Origin of the sequence: Variovorax sp. Sphag1AA (assembly GCF_014192575.1) — a bacterium.
Classification (GTDB): Bacteria; Pseudomonadota; Gammaproteobacteria; order Burkholderiales; family Burkholderiaceae_C; genus Variovorax.
On sequence record NZ_JACHYC010000005.1, the window covers coordinates 454,526 to 477,935 of the forward strand.

General features: G+C 64.1%; 24 protein-coding genes. 16 read left to right on the plus strand and 8 right to left on the minus strand.

Translation table 11 applies throughout. The features are described 5' to 3' along the window. Positions 1–54 precede the first annotated feature (54 nt). The gene (locus FHW64_RS21660; protein ID WP_184530034.1) at positions 55–1,020 is read left to right on the plus strand and encodes a tripartite tricarboxylate transporter substrate binding protein; all 966 of its coding nucleotides are present in this window, start codon (positions 55–57) and stop codon (positions 1,018–1,020) included. Here the strand turns inward: FHW64_RS21660 and FHW64_RS21665 are convergent, their stop codons facing one another. Further along, positions 1,021–1,782 (minus strand): SDR family NAD(P)-dependent oxidoreductase, encoded by a 762-nt coding sequence (locus tag FHW64_RS21665; protein WP_184530035.1) that lies wholly within the window; start codon positions 1,780–1,782, stop codon positions 1,021–1,023. A 107-nt stretch (positions 1,783–1,889) separates the two neighbouring features. Between FHW64_RS21665 and FHW64_RS21670 the strand changes: the two genes are divergently transcribed. Further along, the gene (locus tag FHW64_RS21670) at positions 1,890–2,498 is read left to right on the plus strand and encodes an SOS response-associated peptidase family protein (RefSeq protein WP_184530037.1); all 609 of its coding nucleotides are present in this window, start codon (positions 1,890–1,892) and stop codon (positions 2,496–2,498) included. Here the strand turns inward: FHW64_RS21670 and FHW64_RS21675 are convergent. Further along, positions 2,495–3,229 (minus strand): Crp/Fnr family transcriptional regulator, encoded by a 735-nt coding sequence (locus tag FHW64_RS21675; protein ID WP_260306090.1) that lies wholly within the window; start codon positions 3,227–3,229, stop codon positions 2,495–2,497. The genes FHW64_RS21670 and FHW64_RS21675 overlap by 4 nt on opposite strands. Positions 3,230–3,314: 85 nt before the next feature. Between FHW64_RS21675 and FHW64_RS21680 the strand changes: the two genes are divergently transcribed. The 8 genes from FHW64_RS21680 (at position 3,315) to FHW64_RS21715 (ending at position 11,858) form a co-directional block, all read left to right on the plus strand. Beyond that, positions 3,315–5,288 carry an AMP-binding protein gene (locus FHW64_RS21680; RefSeq protein ID WP_184530041.1) on the plus strand — a complete coding sequence of 658 codons (1,974 nt, stop codon included), beginning with the start codon at positions 3,315–3,317 and terminating at the stop codon, positions 5,286–5,288. After that, positions 5,285–6,070: an ABC transporter ATP-binding protein gene (locus tag FHW64_RS21685; protein ID WP_184530043.1), complete on the plus strand. Its 786-nt coding sequence runs from the start codon at positions 5,285–5,287 to the stop codon at positions 6,068–6,070. Before FHW64_RS21680 ends, FHW64_RS21685 begins: the two co-directional genes overlap by 4 nt. 2 nt (positions 6,071–6,072) lie before the next feature. Then, complete coding sequence (locus FHW64_RS21690; protein WP_184530045.1) at positions 6,073–7,002, plus strand: branched-chain amino acid ABC transporter permease; 930 nt, start codon at positions 6,073–6,075, stop codon at positions 7,000–7,002. Between the two features lie 2 nt (positions 7,003–7,004). Continuing rightward, positions 7,005–8,069 carry a branched-chain amino acid ABC transporter permease gene (locus tag FHW64_RS21695; RefSeq protein WP_184530047.1) on the plus strand — a complete coding sequence of 355 codons (1,065 nt, stop codon included), beginning with the start codon at positions 7,005–7,007 and terminating at the stop codon, positions 8,067–8,069. A gap of 28 nt (positions 8,070–8,097) precedes the next feature. After that, positions 8,098–9,423 carry an ABC transporter substrate-binding protein gene (locus tag FHW64_RS21700; protein WP_184530049.1) on the plus strand — a complete coding sequence of 442 codons (1,326 nt, stop codon included), beginning with the start codon at positions 8,098–8,100 and terminating at the stop codon, positions 9,421–9,423. A 30-nt stretch (positions 9,424–9,453) separates the two neighbouring features. Further along, positions 9,454–10,266, plus strand: coding sequence for an ABC transporter ATP-binding protein (locus FHW64_RS21705; protein WP_184530051.1), 813 nt, complete (start codon positions 9,454–9,456; stop codon positions 10,264–10,266). A 61-nt stretch (positions 10,267–10,327) separates the two neighbouring features. Next, positions 10,328–11,575, plus strand: coding sequence for a phenylacetate--CoA ligase family protein (locus tag FHW64_RS21710; protein WP_184530053.1), 1,248 nt, complete (start codon positions 10,328–10,330; stop codon positions 11,573–11,575). A gap of 10 nt (positions 11,576–11,585) precedes the next feature. Next, positions 11,586–11,858 carry a DUF2164 domain-containing protein gene (locus FHW64_RS21715; RefSeq protein WP_184530055.1) on the plus strand — a complete coding sequence of 91 codons (273 nt, stop codon included), beginning with the start codon at positions 11,586–11,588 and terminating at the stop codon, positions 11,856–11,858. A 30-nt stretch (positions 11,859–11,888) separates the two neighbouring features. Here the strand turns inward: FHW64_RS21715 and FHW64_RS21720 are convergent, their stop codons facing one another. After that, entirely contained in the window at positions 11,889–12,944 is a 1,056-nt protein-coding gene (locus FHW64_RS21720) for a DnaJ C-terminal domain-containing protein (RefSeq protein ID WP_184530057.1), read from the minus strand. An 82-nt stretch (positions 12,945–13,026) separates the two neighbouring features. Here FHW64_RS21720 and FHW64_RS21725 point away from each other — a divergent pair, with 82 nt between their 5' ends. From FHW64_RS21725 to FHW64_RS21735, 3 genes are all read left to right on the plus strand, one after another. Continuing rightward, complete coding sequence (locus FHW64_RS21725; RefSeq protein ID WP_184530060.1) at positions 13,027–13,896, plus strand: class D beta-lactamase; 870 nt, start codon at positions 13,027–13,029, stop codon at positions 13,894–13,896. A gap of 40 nt (positions 13,897–13,936) precedes the next feature. Further along, positions 13,937–15,271 carry a cytosine deaminase gene (locus tag FHW64_RS21730; protein WP_184530062.1) on the plus strand — a complete coding sequence of 445 codons (1,335 nt, stop codon included), beginning with the start codon at positions 13,937–13,939 and terminating at the stop codon, positions 15,269–15,271. Positions 15,272–15,487: 216 nt separating this feature from the next. Further along, positions 15,488–16,015: a hypothetical protein gene (locus FHW64_RS21735; protein ID WP_184530064.1), complete on the plus strand. Its 528-nt coding sequence runs from the start codon at positions 15,488–15,490 to the stop codon at positions 16,013–16,015. Positions 16,016–16,033: 18 nt separating this feature from the next. Here the strand turns inward: FHW64_RS21735 and FHW64_RS21740 are convergent, their stop codons facing one another. The 3 genes from FHW64_RS21740 to FHW64_RS21750 all read right to left on the minus strand — a co-directional run bounded on the left by FHW64_RS21740 (position 16,034) and on the right by FHW64_RS21750 (position 17,967). Next, complete coding sequence (locus FHW64_RS21740) at positions 16,034–16,660, minus strand: bifunctional 2-polyprenyl-6-hydroxyphenol methylase/3-demethylubiquinol 3-O-methyltransferase UbiG (protein WP_184530066.1); 627 nt, start codon at positions 16,658–16,660, stop codon at positions 16,034–16,036. 25 nt (positions 16,661–16,685) lie between these two features. After that, positions 16,686–17,117: a CBS domain-containing protein gene (locus FHW64_RS21745; protein WP_184530068.1), complete on the minus strand. Its 432-nt coding sequence runs from the start codon at positions 17,115–17,117 to the stop codon at positions 16,686–16,688. A 106-nt stretch (positions 17,118–17,223) separates the two neighbouring features. Beyond that, positions 17,224–17,967: a Sir2 family NAD-dependent protein deacetylase gene (locus FHW64_RS21750; RefSeq protein WP_260306094.1), complete on the minus strand. Its 744-nt coding sequence runs from the start codon at positions 17,965–17,967 to the stop codon at positions 17,224–17,226. Positions 17,968–18,066: 99 nt separating this feature from the next. Here FHW64_RS21750 and FHW64_RS21755 point away from each other — a divergent pair, with 99 nt between their 5' ends. From FHW64_RS21755 to FHW64_RS21765, 3 genes are all read left to right on the plus strand, one after another. Then, complete coding sequence (locus FHW64_RS21755; RefSeq protein WP_184530072.1) at positions 18,067–19,395, plus strand: NAD(P)/FAD-dependent oxidoreductase; 1,329 nt, start codon at positions 18,067–18,069, stop codon at positions 19,393–19,395. 98 nt (positions 19,396–19,493) lie between these two features. Beyond that, positions 19,494–20,471 (plus strand): tripartite tricarboxylate transporter substrate-binding protein, encoded by a 978-nt coding sequence (locus FHW64_RS21760; RefSeq protein WP_184530074.1) that lies wholly within the window; start codon positions 19,494–19,496, stop codon positions 20,469–20,471. Positions 20,472–20,518: 47 nt separating this feature from the next. Next, the gene (locus FHW64_RS21765) at positions 20,519–21,154 is read left to right on the plus strand and encodes a LysE family translocator (RefSeq protein ID WP_221210436.1); all 636 of its coding nucleotides are present in this window, start codon (positions 20,519–20,521) and stop codon (positions 21,152–21,154) included. 188 nt (positions 21,155–21,342) lie between these two features. On the opposite strand, the gene FHW64_RS21770 is transcribed toward FHW64_RS21765, so the two are convergent. After that, entirely contained in the window at positions 21,343–21,924 is a 582-nt protein-coding gene (locus FHW64_RS21770) for a hypothetical protein (protein WP_221220713.1), read from the minus strand. 118 nt (positions 21,925–22,042) lie between these two features. Continuing rightward, on the minus strand, positions 22,043–22,402 hold the full coding sequence (locus tag FHW64_RS21775; protein ID WP_184530078.1) for an Imm8 family immunity protein: 360 nt from the start codon (positions 22,400–22,402) through the stop codon (positions 22,043–22,045). Positions 22,403–23,410 lie beyond the last annotated feature (1,008 nt).

Sequence of the window (23,410 nt, forward strand, 5' to 3'; positions counted from 1 at the left end):
GGCACACTCCGGCGCTTGCGCCGGAAATCGGCGCCAATTCACAACGAGACACCCATGATCCGAAAGCTGCTCACCCTCTGCACGCTCGCCGTGGCCTTTGCCGCCACCGCGCACGCCGACACCTATCCCTCCAAGCCCATCCATCTGGTGGTGCCCTTCCCGCCCGGCGGCGGCACCGACATCCTTTCGCGCCTGGTGGCCAACAAGCTCACCGAAGTCACCAAGTGGAACGTGGTGGCCGACAACCGCGCAGGCGCGGGCGGCACCATCGGCATCGCCGAAGCGGCGCGCGCTGCGCCCTCGGGCTACGAGATGGTCATGGGCCAGAAAGACAACATGGTCGTCGCGCCCTGGCTCTACAAGAACCTGAGCTACGACCCGACCAAGGACCTCGTCGCCGTCGCCCACGTGGCTTACACCCCGGTGATCATCGTCACGCGCGCCGAGTCGAAGTTCAAGACGCTGGCCGACGTGGTCACCGCAGCGCGCGCTCAGCCCGACGCGATCACCTACGGCTCCCCGGGCAACGGCACCACCATTCACCTCGCGGGCGAAATCTTCAAGAGCGCGGCCAACATCAAGCTGCGTCACGTGCCCTACAAGGGGTCGAGCCCCGCCATGATGGACGTGCTCGCCGGCAACGTCGACCTGATGGTGTCGTCGGTGCCATCGGCGATGGCGCAGATCAAGTCGGGCAAGCTGCGTCCGCTGGCAGTGACTTCGCTGCGCCGCAGCAGCTCGCTGCCCGACGTGCCGACCGTGGCCGAGCTGGGCTACAAGGACTTCGACGTGAGCACGTGGTACGGCCTCTTCATGCCGGCCAACACGCCGAAGGACATCGTCGCCAAGGTCAATGCCGAAGTGAACAAGCTGCTGGCCACCCCGGAGATGAAGGCCGCGATCATCGAGCAGGGCGCCGAGCCGCAGGCCATGACGCCTGAGCAGTTCGGCACGCTCGAGAAGACCGACTACCAGAAGTGGAAAGCGATCGTCCAGGCCTCTGGCGCCACGATCGAGTAATCAGGCCGGATCGCGGACGTCGGCGACGGGATTGCTGCCGAAGTCCGCGCGGTCCAGGTACTTCAGGACCTTCGCCGCGGCGGACTGCGGCGAATCGAGCTTCCCATCGGCCTTGAGTCGTTCGAAGCGCTCGCGGTCCGGGAACATGTCCGGGTCGCCCCCCCGCAGTTCCACCTGCATGTCGGTGTCGATCACGCCGGGTGCAAGCGAAACGATCCTCGCAGCGCCCGGGCCCTTTTCCTCAAGAGCCACCGCGCGCGAAAAATGGTCCATGCCAGCCTTGGCGGCGCAGTAAGGCGCCTGACTGCCCATCGCATTGCGGCCCAGGCCCGACGAGATGTTGAGCACCTTGCGGTCCGCACGCCAGCCCTTGGTTGCGCCAAGGAATGCCGCGGTCAGCAGCATCGCCGACTCCAGGCCGACACGCAGCGCCTGCGCGAGCTCGGCAGGCACGGCTTCCGAAAGCGGGCGAATCCGCCCCACGGTCCCGGCGTTGTTGATCAACGTGGCGCTGTCGAAAGACGCGGCATCCAGCGAGCCGAGCCACGCCGACAGACGCTCGGCAGCGACCACCGGCTCGGCGAGGTCGACCTGCCACTGCTCGAGCTCGGCGCCGGCCTCGCGAGCCAGCTTGGCAAGCTGTTCGTCGGTGTGGCGCGAGATGCACAGGAGGCGTCGGCCGGGCTGAAGAAGCTGTTCGGCCATGGCACGGCCCAAGCCGCGGGATGCGCCGGTGATGACGGTGAGATGGGAAGAAGTCATAACGAATTTCGTGAGAAACATCTTGCGGACGGGATTTGCCGCGCCTGCGATGGTATCGGCGCGCGGGTAGGCGCTGACTAGAATTGGCCCGCTTTCCTTGACAGAACATGCCCACGCACTACCAAGCAGCGAGTGATCCCGGCCCTTTCGCGCGGCGCTTCGGTATTTCTTTCCAGCCGCAATCCTCGGTAGTGCAGCCGGGTCAGCAGGGCCACTTCATACGCAGGCCCCGCGCCGACGCCGACAGCAAGACCCAGCTCCAACGCTTCGAGGTCGCGCCGGGGCGCTGGGGGCTGATCCCCCTCTTCTCGAAGGACGGACAGGAACAGGACACCTTCGAGGCGCGCAGCGAAACCGCCGCTGCCGAACGCAATTTCTACCAACCCTGGAAGCGCGGCCATCGGTGCGTGATCCTCGCCGACGCCCTCTTCCAGCAGGGCGACGAACCCGGCGCCGTCGTGCGCGTCTCGCGATCCGACGGCGAGCCGCTCGCATTGGCCGGGCTCTGGAACGGCTGGCGCGCACCGAATGGCGATTGCGTCGAAAGCTTCGCCCTGCTCACCTTCAGCCTGCCCGATCAGCCGGAACAGCGCCGCTCGGCGATCCTGCGCGATGCCTGGGTCGACGACTGGCTCCACTGCCCCGTCGAAGAAACCGCGGCCTACTTGCGGCCCTACGCCGACGACAAGCTGGTGCGCGAAGTCCTTCCGCGCTAGTTCCTGCCGCTCATCCCGTTCGCGCGCAGCGCGGCGAGATCGAGCACCCTCAACCCGCCGTATTCCACCCGGATCGCTCCTTGCGCCTGCAGCGTGCGCAAGGCTTCGTTCACCCGCTGGCGTGACAGGCCGATGAGATAGGCCAACTCCTGCTGCGTGATACGCAGAAGCTCGCCCACCCCCGGAAACAGCACCGGATTGAACAGCGCCGCGAGATTGCGCGCCACGCGCGCATCGGGGTTGTTGAGCCGATCCGCCTCGCGCGCCGCAATGAACTGGCCGAGGCGCTCATTGAGCTGGTTCATCACGAAGCGGTTGAAGCCGATGGAGTGGTCGAGCAGCCAGTGGAAGTCGTCCACCGGCAGCCCCGCCACCACACTGCGCCGCAGCGCCTGGATGTTGTAGCGATACGGCTCGCGCTTGAGCGCCGTGCCTTCGCCGAACCACCCGCCCGGCGGCAGGCCGCTGTAGGTCATCGACGTGCCGTCGGCGTTGTCGTTGCTCATCTTGAGCAAGCCCTCGACCACGCCGAACCAGTAGGTCGGCGGCCGGCCAATGCGGCAGACGAGATCGCCCGGCTCTGCCTCGCCGACAACCACCGCGGACTCGGCGCGGCGCCGCTCGACTGGCGTCAGGGTGTGCATCCAGGGGATGTTTTCGATCTCTTCGACGGTCGCGGGGCGCACGCGATCGCGGAGGGTGGAAGCGCCGCTTTCCTTGCCAGAAGGCATCGGGAAACTCCGGGGAGTAGTGTCCCTAGGATTGTCGTCGTAACGACAAGTTGGCGTCAAAGTTGGTTCTACAGTCCGCCCCATCGTGCAGACCACAGCCAACACCTTTCCCCGTTTGCTGCAAGGCCATGCCCAGCGGCAACCCGATGCGCCCGCCATCCGCGAAAAGGATCTGGGCATCTGGCAGACCTGGACCTGGTCGCAGGTCGCGCGCGATGTGCGCGAGATCGCCTGCGGGCTCGCGAGCCTCGGCTTCAAGGCCGGCGACAACCTCGCGATCGTCGGCGCCAACCGGCCGCATCTCTACATGGCGATGGTCGCGGCGCAGAGCCTGCGCGGCGTGCCGGTGCCGCTCTATCAGGATGCGGTGGCGGGCGAGATGGTCTTCATGCTCGAAGACGCATCGGTCGAATTCGTGATTGCTGAAGACCAGGAGCAGGTCGACAAGCTGCTCGAATGCCGCGACCTGCAGAAGGACAGCGCACACGCAATCCGCCACATCGTCTACGACGACCCTCGCGGCCTTCGCAACTACGACCAGCCGGGGCTGATCAGCTTCGAGAAGCTGTGCGAACTCGGCCGCGCATGGGACACCGCGAACCCCGGCGTCTTCGATGCCGCAGTGGCTTCGGGCGAGCCGTCCGACGTCGCGGTCATCCTCTACACCTCCGGCACCACCGGCCGGCCCAAGGGCGTGTGCCAGACGCATGCGAGCTTCATCGCCGCGGGACGTGGCGGCGTGGAAACCGACAAGCTCGGCCCCGGCGACAACATCATGAGCTACCTGCCGATGGCCTGGGTCGGCGACCACCTGTTCTCGGTCGCGCAGTGGCTGGTGGGTGGCTTCACGCTCAATTGCCCAGAGTCGTCCGAGACGGTGATGAACGACATGCGCGAGATCGGCCCGAGCTACTACTTCGGGCCGCCGCGCACATTCGAAGGCCTGCTCACCGCAGTGTCGATTCGCATGGAAGACGCAGCCGCGCCCAAGCGCTGGCTCTACGCGAAGTTCATGGCGCTCGCGCGGCGCGTAGGTGCGGACATCCTCAACGGCGCGCAAGTCAGCCTTGGCGACCGTCTGCTCTACAAGCTCGGCGACCTGCTGATCTACGGCCCGCTGCGGAACGTGCTCGGCATGAGCCGCATCCGCGTGGCCTACACCGCCGGCGCCGCGATCGGGCCGGACCTGTTCCGCTTCTATCGCTCGATCGGCGTCAACCTCAAGCAGTTCTACGGCCAGACCGAGACCTGCGCCTATGTGTGCCTGCAGCAGGACGGCAAGGTCAAGCTGCAGACCGTGGGCAGCGCCGCGCCGGGCATCGAACTCAAGATCGCACCCGACGGCGAAGTGCTGGTGCGCGGCGTGTCGGTGCTCAAGGAGTACTACAAGCGACCCGACGCAACCGCCGAGGTGCTGGATGCCGAAGGCTTCTTCCACACCGGCGATGCAGGCGTGCTCGATGCCGAAGGCCATCTGCGCATCATCGATCGCGCGAAGGACGTGGGCCGCATGGCCGCGCCGCAGGGTGCGACGACCGGCGCGATGTTTGCGCCCAACTACATCGAGAACAAGCTCAAGTTCTTCCCGCAGATCAAGGAAGCGGTGTGCTTCGGCCATGAGCGTGACGAGGTTTGCGCGTTCATCAACATCGACTACGAGGCGGTCGGCAACTGGGCCGAGCGGCGCGGGCTGCCCTACGGCGGTTACGTCGATCTCGCGGGCAAAGCTGACGTGCTCTCGCTCGTGGCCGACTGCATCGAGAAGGTCAACGCCGACCTCGCTGCCGAGGAAGGCATGGCCGACACCCAGATCGCGCGCTTCCTCGTGCTGCACAAGGAACTGGACCCGGACGACGACGAGCTGACACGCACGCGCAAGGTGCGGCGCGGCTTCATCGCCGGTAAATATGGGGTGCTCGTCGATGCGCTCTACGGTGGCAAGAAAGAGCAGTTCGTTGAAACGCAGGTGAAGTTCGAGGACGGACGCACCGGTGCCGTCAGCGCCACGCTGAAGATCGTCGAAGCCAAGCGCTTCGCACCGATGAGGGCTGCAGCATGAGCGCGCGCAAGATCGGCGACGTCATCCTCGACGTCCAGAACATCTCCCTGAGCTTCGGCGGCGTGAAGGCGCTGACGGACATCAGCTTCAACGTGCGCGAGCATGAGGTGCGCGCGATCATCGGTCCGAACGGCGCGGGCAAGAGCTCGATGCTCAACTGCATCAACGGCGTCTACCAGCCGCAGCAGGGCTCGATCACCTTCCGTGGCAAGCAGTTCAAGCACATGAATTCGCGGCAGGTGGCCGAGATGGGCGTGGCGCGCACCTTCCAGAACCTCGCGCTGTTCAAGGGCATGAGCGTGCTCGACAACATCATGACGGGCCGCAATCTCAAGATGAAGAGCGGCCTGCTCGCACAGGCGCTGCGATGGGGCCCGGCCGAGCGCGAAGAGCTCGCGCACCGCGAGTTCGTCGAACACATCATCGACTTCCTCGAAATCCAGTTGCACCGCAAGACACCGGTGGGACGCCTGCCTTACGGCCTGCAGAAGCGCGTCGACCTCGGTCGCGCACTCGCGATGGAGCCGCAGGTGCTGCTGCTCGACGAACCGATGGCCGGCATGAATGTCGAGGAGAAGCAGGACATGAGCCGCTTCATCCTCGATGTGAACGACGAGTTCGGCACCACCATCGTGCTGATCGAGCACGACATGGGCGTGGTGATGGACATCTCCGATCGCGTGGTGGTGCTCGACTACGGCAAGAAGATCGGCGACGGCTCGCCCGATGAAGTGCGCAGCAATCCGGATGTCATCCGGGCCTACCTCGGAACGGAACACTGATCATGGGCTTCTTCCTCGAAACCCTCTTCGGCGGCCTGATGGTCGGCATGCTGTATTCGCTGATCGCGATCGGCTTCGTGCTGATCTACAAGGCCTCGGGCGTCTTCAACTTCGCGCAAGGTGCCATGGTGCTGTTCGCGGCGCTCGCGATGGCGCGCTTCTCGGAATGGCTCCCCAAGTGGCTCGGCTTCGAAAGCCAGATCCTTGCGAACCTGTTGGCGTTCTTCGCGGCAATGGCAGTGATGATCGCTGTGGCATGGCTCATCGAGCGGCTGGTGCTGAGCAAGCTGGTCAACCAGGAAGGCATCACGCTGCTGATGGCAACGCTGGGCATCGCGTACTTCCTCGATGGCCTCGGCCAGTCGATCTTCGGCAACGACATCTACAAGATCGACGTCGGCATGCCCAAGGACCCACTGATGGTGCTGGAGAACGTCTTCCAGGGCGGCCTGCTGCTGAGCAAGGAAGACCTGATCGCGGCCCTGATCGCTGCTGCACTGGTGGTGGTGCTTGCGCTCTTCTTCCAGAAGACGTCGACCGGCCGTGCATTGCGTGCCGTCGCGGATGACCACCAGGCGGCGCAATCGATCGGTATTCCGCTCAATCGCATCTGGGTGATCGTGTGGTCGGTCGCAGGCTTCGCGGCGCTGGTGGCCGGGATCATCTGGGGATCGAAGCTGGGTGTGCAGTTCTCGCTGTCGCTGGTGGCGCTGAAGGCACTGCCGGTGGTGATCCTGGGCGGGCTCACTTCGATTCCCGGTGCGATCGTCGGCGGTCTGCTGATCGGCGTCGGCGAGAAGCTCTCGGAGATCTATCTCGGCCCGATGCTCGGCGGCGGCATCGAGATCTGGTTCGCCTACGTGCTGGCGCTTGTCTTCCTTCTCGTGCGGCCACAGGGCCTCTTCGGCGAGAAGATCATCGATCGGGTCTGAACATGCTCTACCGCGAAAACGGCCAGTTCAAGTCGACCTACCGCGCCGACCAGCAGATCTTTCCGATCCGGCAGGACCGCATCCTGATCCTTGCGCTGCTGGTGGTCGCCTTCGCGGTGGTGCCTGCCATCGCGTCGGACTACTGGTTCCGGGCCATCCTGATTCCTTTCCTGATCCTCTCCCTCGCCGCCCTCGGACTGAACATCCTCGTGGGCTACTGCGGGCAGATCTCGCTCGGCACCGGCGCATTCATGGCGGTGGGCGCGTATGCGGCCTACAACTTCCATGTGCGCATCGACGGCATGCCGTTGATCTTCTCGCTGCTGCTTGGCGGCTTGTGCTCGACAGCAGTCGGCGTGCTGTTCGGCATTCCGAGTCTGCGCATCAAGGGGTTGTACCTCGCGGTCGCAACCCTCGCGGCGCAGTTCTTCACCGACTGGGCGTTTCTGCGCATCAACTGGCTTACCAACAACTCGGCCTCGGGATCCGTGAGCGTGTCGAGCCTGAGCCTCTTCGGCCTGCCGGTGCAAACCGCCGCACAGAAGTACCTGCTGTGCCTCACGTTGCTTGCGGTGTTCGCATTGCTCGCGAAGAACCTCGTGCGCAGCGCCATCGGCCGCGAATGGATGGCGATGCGCGACATGGATGTCGCCGCAGCGGTGATCGGCATCCGGCCCGTCTACGCCAAGCTGTCGGCCTTCGCGGTGAGCTCTTTCATCGTCGGCGTGGCGGGCGCGCTCTGGGGCTTCGTGCACCTGGGCACCTGGGAACCGGCGGCGTTCAACATCGACCGCTCGTTCCAGCTCCTCTTCATGGTGATCATCGGCGGGCTCGGCTCTGTCATGGGCAGCTTCTTCGGCGCCGCCTTCATCGTGCTGCTGCCGATCCTGCTGAACTACCTGCCGGGATGGTTGGGGCTGTCGATCTCGACCGCGTTCCAGTCGCACCTCGAATTCATGATCTTCGGCGCGCTGATCGTCTTCTTCCTGATCGTCGAGCCGCATGGCCTCGCGCGGCTCTGGTCGACAGCCAAAGAGAAATTGCGCCTCTGGCCCTTCCCGCATTGATTCGTTCGCAAACCATAAGGAGACAGGCATGAAACTGAAGTCGTTCGCTCTGGCCGCAGTGGTGGCCGCCACCGTCGGTGCATCGCTCGCACCTTCGCTTGCACAGGCGCAGGCCAAGGAGCAGTTCTTCCCACTGCTGGTCTACCGCACGGGCCCGTATGCGCCGAACGGCACGCCGTGGGCCAATGGCAAGCAGGACTACATCAAGCTCATCAACGCGACCGGCGGCATCAACGGCGTGAAGATCAGCTACGAGGAATGCGAAACCGGCTACGCGACCGACAAGGGCGTCGAATGCTATGAGCGCCTGAAGGACAAGGGCGCGACGCTGATCGATCCGCAGGCCACCGGCATCACCTTCGCGCTGACCGACAAGGCGCCCGCCGACAAGATTCCGCTCCTGACCCTCGGCTACGGCCTCTCGGCCTCGCAGGACGGCAACGTCTTCAAGTGGAACTTCCCGCTGATGGGCAGCTACTGGACCGCCGCCGACATCCTGATCCAGCACATCGCGAAGAAGGAAGGCGGCGCGGACAAGCTCAAGGGCAAGAAGATCGCGCTGGTCTATCACGACTCGCCTTTCGGCAAGGAACCGATCCCGCTGCTGCAGGAGCGCGCGAAGATGAACGGCTTCGAGCTCTCGCTGATCCCGGTCGCGGCACCGGGCATCGAGCAGAAGTCGGCCTGGCTGCAAGTGCGCCAGCAGCGGCCCGACTACGTACTGCTGTGGGGCTGGGGCGTGATGAACTCGACCGCACTCAAGGAAGCAGTGGCCACCGGCTACCCGCGCGAGAAGATGTACGGCGTGTGGTGGGCCGGTGCCGAGCCGGACGTGAAGGACGTCGGCGCCAATGCCAAGGGCTACAACGCGCTCGCGCTGAACACATCGGGCACCGAGCCGAAGGTGATCCAGGACATCCTCAAGAACGTGCACGACAAGGGCCAGGGCACCGGTCCGCGCGACGAGGTCGGCTCCGTGCTGTACACGCGCGGCGTGATCATCCAGATGCTCGGCGTGGAAGCGGTGCGGCGTGCGCAGGAGCGCTTCGGCAAGGGCAAGGTCATGACCGGCGAGCAGGTTCGCTGGGGTCTGGAGAACCTCGCGCTCGACCAGAAGAAGCTCGATTCGCTCGGCTTCGCAGGCGTGCTGCGGCCGATCAGCACTTCGTGCCAGGACCACATGGGTTCGAGCTGGGCGCGCATCGAGACGTGGGATGGCGCCAAGTGGAACGTGGGTGCGGACTGGTATCAGGCCGATGAACAGATCATCAAGCCGATGGTGAAGGCCGCGGGCGAGAAGTACGCCGGCGAGAAGAAGCTCAATCGTCGCGACGCTGCCGACTGCGGCGCTTGAGCTTCAGCGAGAGACGCACTTCGGAACACCATGAGCGAACGCAACGTCCTTCTCGACGTCAACGGCATCGAGGTCATCTACAACCATGTGATCCTCGTGCTGAAGGGCGTATCGCTCACGGTGCCCGAAGGGGGCATCGTGGCGCTGCTCGGCGGCAACGGTGCGGGCAAGACGACCACGCTGCGCGCGGTGTCGAACCTGCTGGCCGGCGAGCGCGGCGCAGTGACCAAGGGCACCATCGAGTTGCGCGGCGAACGCATCGAAGCGCTCTCGCCGGCCGAGCTGGTCAAGCGCGGATTGATCCAGGTGATGGAGGGGCGGCACTGCTTCGCGCACCTGTCGATCGAAGACAACCTGATGACGGGCGCCTACACGCGCACCGATGGCAAGGCCGCGGTGGCCGAAACGCTGGAGAAGGTCTACGCGTACTTCCCGCGCCTGAAGACGCGGCGCACTTCGCAGGCCGCGTACACATCGGGCGGCGAACAGCAGATGTGCGCGATCGGCCGCGCGCTGATGGCGAACCCGAGCATGGTGCTGCTCGACGAACCGTCGATGGGCCTCGCGCCACAGATCGTGGAAGAAGTGTTCGGCATCGTGAAGGACCTGAACGAGAAAGAGCGTGTGACCTTCCTGCTCGCCGAGCAGAACACCAACATGGCGCTGCGCTACGCCGACTACGGCTACATCCTCGAGAACGGCCGCATCGTGATGGATGGTGAAGCGAAGAGCCTGCGCGAGAACGAGGATGTGAAGGAGTTCTATCTTGGCGTGGGTGGCGCGGACCGCAAGAGTTTCCGCGACGTCAAGAGCTACAAGCGAAGAAAGCGGTGGCTGGCATGAGCCCACGCCCGGCCGCTCCGAAGGGGGCTCGCACCGCAGTGCGAAGCACGGAGGTTTCCGAATGAGCGATTTCTACGACGCACTCGAAGTGCGCGACCCCGAAGAGCGCGAGCGTGATCTGTTCGCGGCGTTGCCGAAGCAGGTCCTGCAGGCGCAGACAGCCGCGCCCGCTTTCGCGCGATTGCTCGATGGCGTGAAACCCGCGGACATCACGACGCGCGATGCGCTCGCGAAGCTGCCGGTCACGCGCAAGTCCGAGTTGCTCGCGCAGCAGAAGGAGCGCCGCACGAGCGATCCGTTCGGTGGTTTCTCGGCGATCCGCTTCGGCTCGCGCATGACGCGCGTGTTTGCAAGCCCCGGCACGATCTATGAACCGGAAGGTGAGGCGCGCGACTACTGGCGCACCGCACGCGCGCTGTTCGCTGCGGGCTTTCGCGGTGGCGACCTGGTGCACAACTGCTTCAGCTATCACATGACGCCCGCGGGCTCGATCATGGAAAGCGGCGCACGCGCGCTCGGTTGCACCGTGTTCGCGGGCGGCACCGGGCAGACCGAACAGCAGGTCGAGGCCATCGTCGACCTGAAGCCGGCAGGCTATGCGGGCACGCCGAGCTTCCTGAAGATCATCATCGAGAAGGCAGCGGAAAAAGGCGTCGCGCTGCCGTCGCTCACCAAGGCGCTGGTGTCGGGCGAAGCCTTTCCACCGAGCCTGCGCGACTGGATCGCCGAACGCGGCGTGACCGGCACGCAGTGCTATGCGACCGCCGACCTGGGCTTGATCGCCTATGAGACTTCCGCGCGCGAAGGGCTGGTGCTCGACGAGGGCGTGATCGTGGAGATCGTGCGCCCCGGCACCGGCGATCCGGTACCTGAAGGCGAGGTCGGCGAGATCGTCGTGACCACGCTCAACCCGGACTATCCGCTGATCCGTTTCGGCACCGGAGATCTGTCCGCAGTGCTGCCGGGGCAATGCCCCACGGGCCGCACCAACAAGCGCATCAAGGGCTGGCTCGGCCGCGCCGACCAGACGACGAAGGTGCGCGGCATGTTCGTGCATCCGGGGCAGGTCGCGGAGATCGCGCGGCGCTTTCCTGAAGTGCGACGCGCGCGCCTCGTGGTCGAAGGCGAGATGGCCGACGACCGCATGACGCTCAAGCTCGAATGCGCGAACGCGCCCGAGGGGCTCTCGGAGCGCATCGGCGAGGCGATCCGCGAAGTGACCAAGCTGCGCGGCAACGTGGAGCTCGTCTCCCAGGGCAGCTTGCCCAACGATGGCAAGGTGATCGAAGATCTGCGCTCCTATCGTTGATTCAGGTGCCATGACCATCGAGCTGAACAAGGAAGCCCGCCAGGAGGCGATCGCTTCGATCGAGCGCTATTTCCGCGAGAACATGGACGAGCCCATCGGCAACATCGCCGCAGGTGCCCTGCTCGGCTTCTTTCTCGAAGAGATCGGGCCGGCGATCTACAACAAGGCGGTGACCGACGTGCAGGAACGGCTCCAGGCCCGGGTGATGGAACTGGACATCGAGGTGCACGAGGACGAATTCCAGTACTGGCGCAAGTACGACAAGGCCCGCGGACGCAAGTGACGCCCCGCGCCGCGCGCTCGAGTCACGCGGTCACTGTTCCTTTGAAGCGCGTCCTGCGCCGCGCGCCCAGGCGCGCTGCTTGCGGCTCCATGCGCGCAGCCGCTTGTCGGTGGGCTCGCCGCCTTCGCCCGATGCACTGGCGATGAGATGGCTGAGCAGGTGCTCCTGCTCGGCGGTCAATGCTTCCGGAAAGACGGGCTTCACGATGACGATGTGGTCCGCGTTCGCGCCGCGCCGCTTCGCCGGGAAACCCAGTCCAGGCAGGCTGTAGCTCAGACGGTCGCGACGCAGCGCCACCTGCTTCAGGCCCATCAGGGTGGGCACATCGATCGTCCGGTTGGCGATCCACGCGAATCCATCGACCGGGACTTCGCAACGGATCGTGCCGTCCTCGTCGAGTTCGAAGAATTCGTGCGCAAGCAACTCGACGCGGATCTCCAGATCGGCCGGCGGCGGATTCCCGCGTGCTCGGCGCCCGTCGACATGCAGCAGATCGCCCTGCCGGACGCCCGGCGGAATGCGGACCTTGAGTTGATAGGCGCGGACCTGCGTTCCGGCGCCCTGGCAGTCCGGGCAGGTGCGCTGTGCGATGCCGCCGCCGTGGCAGGCCGCGCATTCGGTCATGCCGCCCGGCCAGCCGAAGAAATTGCGCTTCGCGATGGCGCCCGAGCCGCCGCAATGGGTGCAGTTGCCGCCGAGCACCTGGTGACCCGCGCCATCGCAGGTCGCGCAGGTCAAGGTCGTCCTTCCGCGCAACGCCTTGATACAACCTGACGCAGCTTCTTCGAGCGTGAGCTTGACCTTGCGCTGGATTGGCCGACGGCGTGGTTCGGTCGGTTCCTCCTCGGCCTGAGTTTCTGCGGGCTCGTCTACCGGAGGGTCCGCCACTTCGGGGCTCGCGCGGAATCCGGCATTGCGGATTTCCTCGAAGGCCCGGTTGATGCGCTGCATGCGCGCGACCGCATCGGCGCTGCTGTTGCGATCGGGGTGCCACTGCGACACGAGGCGCCGCCACGCGGCCTTGACTTCGCGCTCGGTAGCGTCGGAGCCCAGTCCCAGTTCGGAAAAAGCGTTGTCGTTGGTCAATTTGGATCCTCGCGCGTCGGCGAGAATTATCCCTGAGCGCTTCCTGCCGGAAGCGTCGGATCAGAGGCTCCAGGCCGCCAACATGAACATCAAGAAGACTCTTCGCATTACCACTTTCGCCTTCGCGGCCGCCTTGCTTGGCCCCTGGGCGACCGCCACGGCTGCCACGGACGCGCCCTCTTTCAACGAAGCCTTCAAGGGTTACGACGCATGTTTCCTGCTTTATGACGTGAACGCGAAGAAGCTGGTTGTCGAATACAACCCCGGCAACCGCTGCAAGCAGCGCATCGCGCCGAATTCGACTTTCAAGGTGCCGCTGTCGCTGATGGCCTTCAACGAGAAGCTCATCGACCAGAACACCGTCTTCAAGTGGAGCGGCCAGAAGTACGACCGGGCCGAACTCAACCGCGACCAGACGCCGCGCAGCTGGCTGCAGGATTCGGCGCTCTGGGTGTCGCAGGACATCGCCCCGTCGCTCGGATACGCGCGCATCGGCAAGTACCTCGATGACTTCAACTACGGCAACCTCGATTTCAGCGGCGACATCGGCAAGAACAACGGCCTGACCAACGCCTGGCTCAGCAGCAGCCTGCAGATCTCGGCCTACGAGCAGCTCAACTTCCTGAAGGCGATGGAAGCGCACCAATTGCCCGTGTCGCACGAAGCCATCGACCAGACGCGGCAGAACATGTCGCTCGGCAAGCTCGAAAACGGCGCCGACGTTTTTGGAAAGACCGGCGCAGGCCGCCACCGGATGCGCACCAGCGACCGGACGCCGAGCAAGCTGCGCGACGGCTGGTTCGTCGGCTTCGTCGAAGGCAGCACCGAGCACTACATCTTCGTGAGCAATCTCACCGACCGGCAGGCACCCTCGGCGGACGACCGCTACGCGGGCAGCCAGATCCTGAAGCCGATCGTCATGCGCATCCTCAACGAGCGGACCGCACACTGATCGCGGCGTGGCGGGCATGGACCTTGCGGCGCATCCTTCGATGACCCACTCGTTCTTCCAGCCGCCCTCCGCTTCCCGCTACGCCCTGCGCAATCTGCGCGCGCCCCGCTGTCTCGTCCAGGCCGATCTGCCGGATCGTGCAGCCGACGATCTCGTCGCCATCGACCTGCTGGTGGATGGGGGCCGCATCGCCGCCATCGATGCCGCAGGCCGCATGCCTGCGGAACTCGGCCCCGACCTCGACGCATCGATGGTGCTGCCCGGCATGGTCGACTGCCACACGCACCTCGACAAGGGCCACATCTGGCCGCGCCAGGCGAACCCGACCGGCGACGGTGCAGGTGCATCGGCCGCGACGATGCGCGACCGCACTGCCCGCTGGAACGCGGACGACGTCCGCCGCCGCATGGAATTCGGCCTCGCGACCGCCTACGCCAAGGGCGTGGTCGCGATCCGTACGCATCTCGATTCGCTCGCACCGCAGGCCTCGATCTCCTTCCCGGTCTTTCGCGAAGTGCGCGAGCGATGGGCGGGGCGCGTCGACCTGCAGGTGTCGTCGATCGCGCCGCTCGACATCTTCCTGAAAGATGAAGGGCGTCAACTCGCCGACATCGTGGCCGAGAGCGGCGGCCGGCTCGGCTGCGTCACGCGCTCGAGCAGCTTCCCGGGGGAGACGATGCCGCCGGACATGGACGAGGCGCTGGTGCAGGTGTTTCGCCTCGCGGCGGAGCGCGGGCTCGACCTCGACCTGCATGTGGACGAATCGACCGACCCCACGGCGCGTGCGCTGATCCGCGTCGCACGGACCGCCATCTCCGAGGACTTCGCGGGGCGCATCCTGTGCGGCCACTGCACCGCGCTGGCGCTGCAGACCGACGAATTCATCGAAGAGACGCTCGAAGCGTGCCGCGATGCCGGCATCGACATCGTGAGCCTGCCGACGGTCAACATGTACCTGCAGGACCGAAGCCAGAACGGCCGCACCCCGCGCTGGCGCGGCGTGACCGTGCTGCACGAAATGAAGGCCCACGGGCTGCGCGTGGCGGTCGCAGGCGACAACTGCCGCGATCCGTTCTATGCCTACGGCGACCACGACATGCTCGACACCTTCACCCAGGCGGTGAAGATCCTGCACCTCGACCACCCGCTGGGCGACTGGATCCGCGCCGCCACCGAAACGCCGGCCGCGATCATGGGCATCGACCGGGGCGTGCTGAAGGCAGGTGCAGGCGCGGACTTCCTCGTGCTCAGGGCGCGCAACTACTCCGAGATGCTGTCGCGCACGCAGTTCGACCGCACGGTCGTTCGCTCGGGGCGCGCCATCGACACCACCTTGCCGGACTACCGTCTGCTCGACGACCTGATGGCGGTCTGATCACGGATCGCAACGGTCCGCCTCAACTTTCGCGCGCTTTCGTGCGGTCTTGACGGTCGCCGCGAGGCGCTCTCCGTGGACCGACCGCTCCGGTCAGCATCGCCATGGCATCCTGAACGCGCAACAGGCAGACACCGCGCGGCGCGGCAGACGATGGCATTTGAGAAACTGCGAATCACCGGACAAGAAGGTCAAAACTACAGGCTCGGCGAGCCCATGGAAGTCCATGATCGAGAGACCTTCCTCGGCACGCTCCCGGTTACCGTCAGCCGCGACGGCACCGAAGTGCTGATCCAGCGCTTTCTCCCGTCCGCCTTCGTGAAGAAGGAGAAGCGGAATTTCGGCCCCCTCGTGCTGCTCGAGGTCACCACGTATCTTGCCGAACAGTTCCAGGGGCTCCAGGCGGTGAGCTACCTCCTGAGCCGTGAGATCGAGTTGCACGGCGACGGCATGAAGGTCGCGCTCGCGCGTTCCGCGCTGCTGCAGGCGATCGGCGCCGATGCGGTGGCGATCTCGCCGCGCCCGGACTCCGAGACGCCGGGCAATTTCGTGGTGCAGGGCACGTGGGCCTACAACGAGCGCAACCTTGCCGCGCTGTGCCACTGCCTCGAACGCGAACGGGCGATCTATCGGCAATGGGACGCTGCGGTGGAGACCGGCCAGTCCATCGTCGCGCTGCGCGATCGCCTGCGCTACCTGCTGGCGCACGGCCCCGGCTTCAGGGGCGGCGAAGCAGCGGACTGAACACCGCCCCCGCCCGATTCAGGGCTTGCGCCAGACGCTCGCGAGCCACGGCTGCTGGTCGAGCGGGAGCCCGGCCGGACGGTAGTAGTGGTCCAGCTCGACAAAGCCCGCGGAATTCATCAGCGCTTGCCAGCCGGCGAGGTCGTGGAAGGCACCGTAGCGCTGACCCCGCCATCCCTCCTCCCCTTCTCCGCGCGGATTGGAGCTGAACAGCACGCCGCCCGGCTTCAGCGATGTTCGCAACTCGCCGAGCACCCGCGGCAGTTCCTGATGCGGCACATGAAACAGCGACGCGTTGGCAAAAATGCCGTCGAAGCGCGCCGCAGGCAGATCCAGCGACAGGAAGTTCTGCTGCCAGACCTCGCAGCCGCTGTAGGCGCGCGCCATCTCTGCAAATTGCGGTGCGCCTTCGAGGCCGATCGCCACATGGCCGAGCTGCGAGAAGGTGCGCAGGTCGCGGCCCGGCCCGCAGCCGAAATCGAGCAGGGTCCAAGGCGGCGGCGCGTCGATGTGCGCCAGCAATGCCGCGATGTTCTGGCTCACGTCATGGCTGCGCGTGGCCGCCCAGAAGTCCTCGGCCTGCCCGTCGTAGTGCGCCAGCGTCAGGGATTCGATGCGTTCGAGTTCTTCGGGCGAAAGAGGCATTCAGGGCGCGGCCGGATCAAGCGAGCTATCCGGCGATGTAGTTCTGGAGCTGCTCGATGATGAAGTTCTGTTCGGAAATGATGCCCTTGACGATGTCGCCGATCGAGATCAGCCCGACCAGCTTGTCGCCGTCCATGACCGGCAGGTGCCGCACGCGGCTTTCGGTCATCAGCGCCATGCACTCCTCGCTGGTCTGGCTCGGCCGAACGTAGATCACCGCGCTGGTCATCACGTCGCGCAGGGGCGTGTCCCTGGAAGAGCGCGCCAGCAGCACGACCTTGCGCGCGTAGTCGCGTTCGGTCACGACGCCGACGATGCGATCCCCCTCCATGACCATCAGCGCACCGACGTTTTTATCGGCCATCAGCTTGACGGCCTCGAAGACCGTCGCCGACGGCGCGATCGAGTACACCGCAGAGCTACCTTTGGCCTTCAGAATTTCAGCCACTGTCTTCATGCTTCTGTCCTCCGGGATGGCAAGCGCTTCCATTCTGCGCGGCGAGCACGGCGCTCACAAGACAAACACCGACAGCGGTGCCGAAATTACGACGGGAGTTCTACTTTCAGGGCCTCGCACCCGGATGATCGAGCCCGGCGAGCAGCCTTGGCAGCAGATCTTCGGATGCGCCGCGCAACACGGCGCTGGCGGACGTGTCGAGGTGCAACGGTTCCACGTTGAGCGTGATGAGCCGGCTGCCCGCCGACAGCGCCTCCATCGGCAGGTCGGCGGCCGGATAGACGACCGCCGTACTGCCGACCACGATGAAGACGTCGCACTCCTCCGCGGCCGTGCGCGCATCGAGCAGAACGCCCTCGTTGAGCATCTCGCCGAACATCACCACGTCGGGCCGTGCGCGCGAGCCGCAGCGCGTGCACCGGTTGAGCAGCCATGGACCTCGGCGGTTGCCGCAGTGGTCGCAGCGCCAGCGGCGCAACGAGCCATGCAGTTCGAGCACGTCGAGACAACCCGCGACGGTCAGCAGCCCGTCGACGTTCTGCGTGATGAGCCGCGTCGCCGGGCGGAGTCGCTGGAGTTGCGCCAGCGCCAGATGGCCGGGATTGGGCCGCGCGCTTTCGACGACCGCGAGACGTTGCGACCAGAACCTGGAGAAACCCGCCGGATCGCGCTGCAGATCATCCGCATGCGAATACTGGAGCGCGTTCTGGTTCATCCACAGGCCGTCGGCATCGCGATAGGTCGGGATGCCGGAGGCCTTCGACAGGCCCGCGCCCGAGAAGACCACGATGCGCCGGGCCTCGCGCAGCAACTCGATGGCGGTCGCTAACGGTTCACGGCTGTCGGTCATCGGATGATCGGGCGGCATTCGGCGGGCAGTGATTCTGGCACGCGGGGTGCGCATCGTCGTCGCCGAGAATGCGAGGCTTCAACAAAGGAAGACAAGACCATGGAAGGAAGTCGGGAAGACTGCGACGTGCTCGTGATCGGCGGGGGCCCTGCGGGCTCGACGGTGTCCACGCTGCTGGCGCGGCAGGGGCGCCGCGTCGTGATGCTCGAGAAAGACCATCACCCCCGGTTCCACATCGGCGAATCGCTCCTGCCCGGCAATGTGGAGCTCTTCGAGAAGCTCGGCGTGCGCGAGGAAGTCGACAAGATCGGTATGCCCAAGTTCGGCATCGAGTTCGTGCCGCCGGACCTCGACTACCGCAGCTATGTCGACTTCTCCGAAGGCTGGAACCCGCGCAAGGATTCGGCCTGGCAGGTGAGGCGCTCGGAGCTCGACGAACTGCTCTTCCGCAACGCGACCAAACAGGGCGCGGTCACGCTCGAAGGCGCGCGCGTTCGCCAGGTGGATTTCGACGACACCGGTGCGACGGTGCAGGCGACGCTCGAAGACGGCACGCGTCGCACGTGGCGCGCGCGCTTCGTGGTCGATGCAAGCGGGCGCGACACGGTGCTCGCCAACAAGCTCAAGAGCAAGCAGAAGAACCCCGATCACAACAGCACCGCACTGTTCGGCCACTTCCGCAATGCACGCCGCCTCGAAGGCAAGCGCGAGGGCAACATCAGCATCTGCTGGTTCGAGCACGGCTGGTTCTGGTTCATCCCGCTGGCCGACGGCACCACCAGCGTGGGCGCGGTGTGCTGGGCCTACTACCTGAAGGCGCGAGACAAGCCGCTGAAGGACTACTTCTTCGACACCATCGCAATGTGCCCCGAGTTGCACGACCGACTCAAGGACGCCACGCTGGTGGACGACATGGTGCACGCGACCGGCAATTTCTCGTACTCCAGCACGCATGCCACCGGCGAGCGCTACCTGATGGTGGGCGACGCCTTCACCTTCATCGACCCGATGTTTTCGTCGGGCGTTTTCCTCGCGATGCAGAGCGCGTTCGACGGCGCCAAGCTGGTCGAAACCGCGCTCGACCGCCCCGCCGAGCTGCCCGCGGCGCGCAAGGCGCTCGAGAAGCGGATGCGCGTCGGGCCGCGCGACTACTCGTGGTTCATCTACCGGGTGACCAACCCGACGATCCGCGACATGTTCATGCACCCGAACAATGCGCTCAAGGCCAAGCAGGGATTGATGTCGCTGCTGGCCGCCGACATCCACCACGGACCGGCCTACCGGCGGTCGCTGTTCATGTTCAAAGTGCTCTATTACTTCATCTCGGTGGTGAACTGGCGCCGCACCGTCGGCGGCTGGAAGCGGCACCGCTTCAACATCCGCGACATGGGCCCGCTGCGGGGCGAGACGATCCTCAAGAACGAGTGACCCTGCTGTTCCCTAGGGGGATACCGGGATGAGTCAGCGAAGGGTCAGCCGATAAGATCGTCGATCCAATCTGCTTCCCATTCGAATTCGGAGAGACCATGAAGAAACTGTTCGCCTTCGCCGCGATTGCCGCGGCCGTCGCTGGCGTCCATGCCCAGGATTTCCCAGGCTCCAAGACCATCACCATGGTGGTGCCATTTGCCGCCGGCGGCCCGACCGACCGCGTGGCCCGCGACCTCGCCGAAGCGCTGCGCAAGCCACTGGGCGGCGCCACCATCGTGGTCGACAACGTGCCCGGCGCAGGTAGCTCGATCGGCGCAGCCAAGGTGGCGCGCGCGACGCCGGACGGCACCACGCTGCTGCTCAACCACATCGGCATGTCGACGATCCCGACGCTGGTGCGCAACGTGCCGTTCAAGGTCGAGACCGACTTCGAATACCTCGGCATCGTGAATGACGTGCCGATGACGCTGATCTCGCGGCCCACGATGGAAGCGAACAACTACAAGGAACTCACCGCCTGGATCGCGGCCAACAAGGGCAAGATCAACCTCGGCAACGCGGGCGTGGGCTCGGCTTCGCACCTGTGCGGCCTGCTCTTCCAAAGCGCCACCAAGACCGAGATGACGCCCGTGCCGTACAAGGGCACCGCGCCGGCCATCACCGACCTGATGGGCGGCCAGATCGACCTGCTGTGCGACCAGACCACCAACACTTCGCCGCAGATCGAAGCCAAGAAGGTCAAGGCCTTCGCGGTGACCACTTCCAAGCGGCTCACCACGCCGCTGCTGAAGGACCTTCCCACCCTGCAGGAAGCCGGCCTGAAAGACTTCCAGGTCACGATCTGGCACGGCCTCTATGCGCCGAAGGGCACGCCGCCGGCGATCACGAAGAAGCTCAACGAAGCGCTGAAGGCCGCCCTGAAGGACCCCGAGTTCATCCGCAAGCAGGAAGGCCTCGGCGCCGTGGTGGCGACTGACGGCCGCATCGAGCCCGAAGGCCACAAGAAGTTCGTGGCGGCGGAAATCGCCAAATGGAGCCCGATCATCAAGGCTGCCGGCGTCTACGCAGACTGACAAAAAGCCCCTCGATGAGGGGCTTTTTTTCTGCGTAGCATCCGCGCATGACCATGTTCCCGGCAGACATCCTCCTGGCCTACCTCGCGGCCTGCTTCCTCGTCGTCATCGCGCCGGGACCGGACAACATCCTCGCGATCAGTCGCGGCCTAAGCCAGGGGAAGCCGGCCGCGTGCCTCTCGTCGCTCGGCGCGGGCCTCGGCATCATGTGCCACACCATCGCGGCGGCCCTCGGGCTTTCGCTGGTGATCCAGGCGTCGCCGGTGGCGTTCATCGCGGTCAAGGTGATCGGTGGCTTCTACCTGCTCTGGCTGGGCTACAAGGCCCTCACCGCGCGGAACATGGTCTCGTTCAAGCCGGCAGAGCACCTCTCCTTGCCGAGGGTGTTCTTCACCGGGTTGCTGTCGAACGTGCTGAACCCGAAGCCCGGCCTGTTCGTGCTGGCGTTCCTGCCGCAATTCGTGAGCGCGGGCCGGGGCTCCGTCACGATCCAGATGCTGGTCTACGGCGCCATCTTCGCGGTGATGACCGCCGTGATCTTCAGCGTGCTCGGCAGTTGCGCTTCCCGGCTCTCGGTGTGGCTACAGCGGCGTCCGCGCGTCGGCGACGGGCTGAATGTCGGCGCGGGGCTGACGTTCATCGCGGCTGGCCTGTCGGTGCTGGCGCTCAAGCAGCGGGCCTGAGCGCCTCGCTCCTGCGGCCTATTTCGGCCGAATCGCGTCCGCGGTTCCCCGGATGAAGGCCTTGATCTTGTCCACGTCATCCTGCGCGAGCTTGCCCGTGAAGTCGGGCAAGACCGCGCGCTATCGCCGGGCCCGAAGTTGAACTTATCCAAATGAACGACTTGCCAGTCTTCAGACTAGCAATAGTCCTAGTTCTGTGGGCCCTTCAGCGTGTCGGCCACACGCTCCAATTTCTTGGAAAGTGACTTGAACCTCTCGTTGCTACGCTGCCTTGCTACGACGTTCTTGGACGAGCTCTCCTTGTCAGCGAAAAAAACTGTCGCTGATCTGGAAACTGACGAGACCCAGAAGACGATCTCGCCGTCTTCACGAAGAATCTCCCACGTATCTCCGAAATACGGATCCACGGTTGCTTGATCCGACTGAGGTATCAAGGGCCTGACGTCTTCTAGGCGCGCAGAGTCCAGCTTTAGTTCGACTTGGCTGAGGACGTTGTCATCGTTGAAGAACGCATTGACCTCCCGAATCGACAGATCGCCAAGCTTTTGTCCGACTGACGGCCGGGTCGCCGATACGAATCTCTTTTCGACTTGCCAGCGACTGCCTTGGACCTCTTGGACCGTGCTGTAGTGTGTCTGTAGCCACTCGATAGCGGCACGCCTGGTGGTTCCTAGCTTGAGATCCGCAATCTCAATTTGGCCCCAAGCGCTGGGCGCAATTCCCGCCATCGTGAAAAAAATGACGAGTGCGTTCCTCATGGTCTGGAGCATGGCGATGGACAAAATCGTTGAGCTTCCGTCATCATTGCGTGCTGGCGAATACTTCATTTAGGTGCAGATAGTTGGCGAGATGAATATCGAGCCTTCATTTCCGGCGTATCGGCTCGTTTCACCCTCGATAATCCTCAAATTCCCACTCAACAAACTTGGAAAGATTGTGCGCCACGACCTCCCAGTCGTTACCCGAAAACTGCTCCACCAAGAGATTAATTGAAGTGACCATTAGCTCGTAGTCAAACTCTTTCATTAGGAGGGTATGTCTTCCCCATGCAGCTCGTTTGTCCGACGTTTCTGCAATCAGCCAATTTGGGCTGCATACCAGAACCCGGAAATCATCGGACCCTAAATTCTCAGAAAAACCAACTTTGAATCCAATCCAAATTCCAAAAAAATCCCTTGAGGCCGGAGAGAAATGTTCAAGGGAGGTCGAGGGATCGTCAATCCAAAAAGCCTTGACTTCTAATTTCATGGCGTCACATTCAGATGTCCGTTGTTAATCAATTTTCCGTCAACGGTTTGTTGCACAAAATTTGCCTGTACCCCCGTTACCGCAAACGGGGAAGTTTTTGGTTGAGGTGGGCGCTAACAATTCTGGAAACGCTTGGAACTTCCACAAGAGCCCCCGTATCTCGATCGCGCACATACACCCCCCGGCGAGACGTGTATTTTCCTCGTGGGTCAGTTGCTTGTCCTTGCACGCGGTAAGACTTGTCGTTTCAACGACGTCGACCACTTTCCCTCCCTGAATGACTACATGGTCAACGCGGCGTGCAGTGCCGGTGTCCGGATCTGTCGCAATATTGCCGTCCTTATCGCGCAGATACTGTTCGTTTTGCACCGACGCGCCCGGATACTGCCTTTGCAACTCACCAGTAACCTGGACCTATCGCCTCAAAGGGTACTTGGCAAGTGTAGCGATCCGATCTTGTGAATTAACTGCACAAACGAAGTTCCTCTTTGGCCTTTGCCAAGACTATTAGAAATTCTGAGAGCGAAAATTTCATCTCGATTTTCTTTGACAGGACGTAGAGGTCATCTACGAATTCTATTTCAATGAATTCATTGCCATGCTCTTTATTTAGGACACAAAGCCGTTGTCCTTTGTATGAAATCTCGGCCAGCAAGTGTTCGCATTGCACGTCGCTCACAAGATCAATTGAGAAATCACTCATACAGCTCTCCTATCGAACACGATGAAGTCCTTGCCATTGGAGCGACGTAGCTGAAGCTGAGTCGAGATCGTAGACGTTCTCGCTATTCACCATCGGGATGATGCGGAGACCGCATTTCTTCGACAAACAAGCCAACCTCTTTCGCTAGGCCCTCTGCATTCGGACAGACCGATGCGACCCCGACGTACATGTAGTAGTCACATCCAAAGTGGATGAACCCCCTATCGCCCTCGAGTCTGCACCAGCGTCAACACGGATCCAACGAGCATTGATTTCGATCATTGCGTTCGCCTCTAACGCTCAGT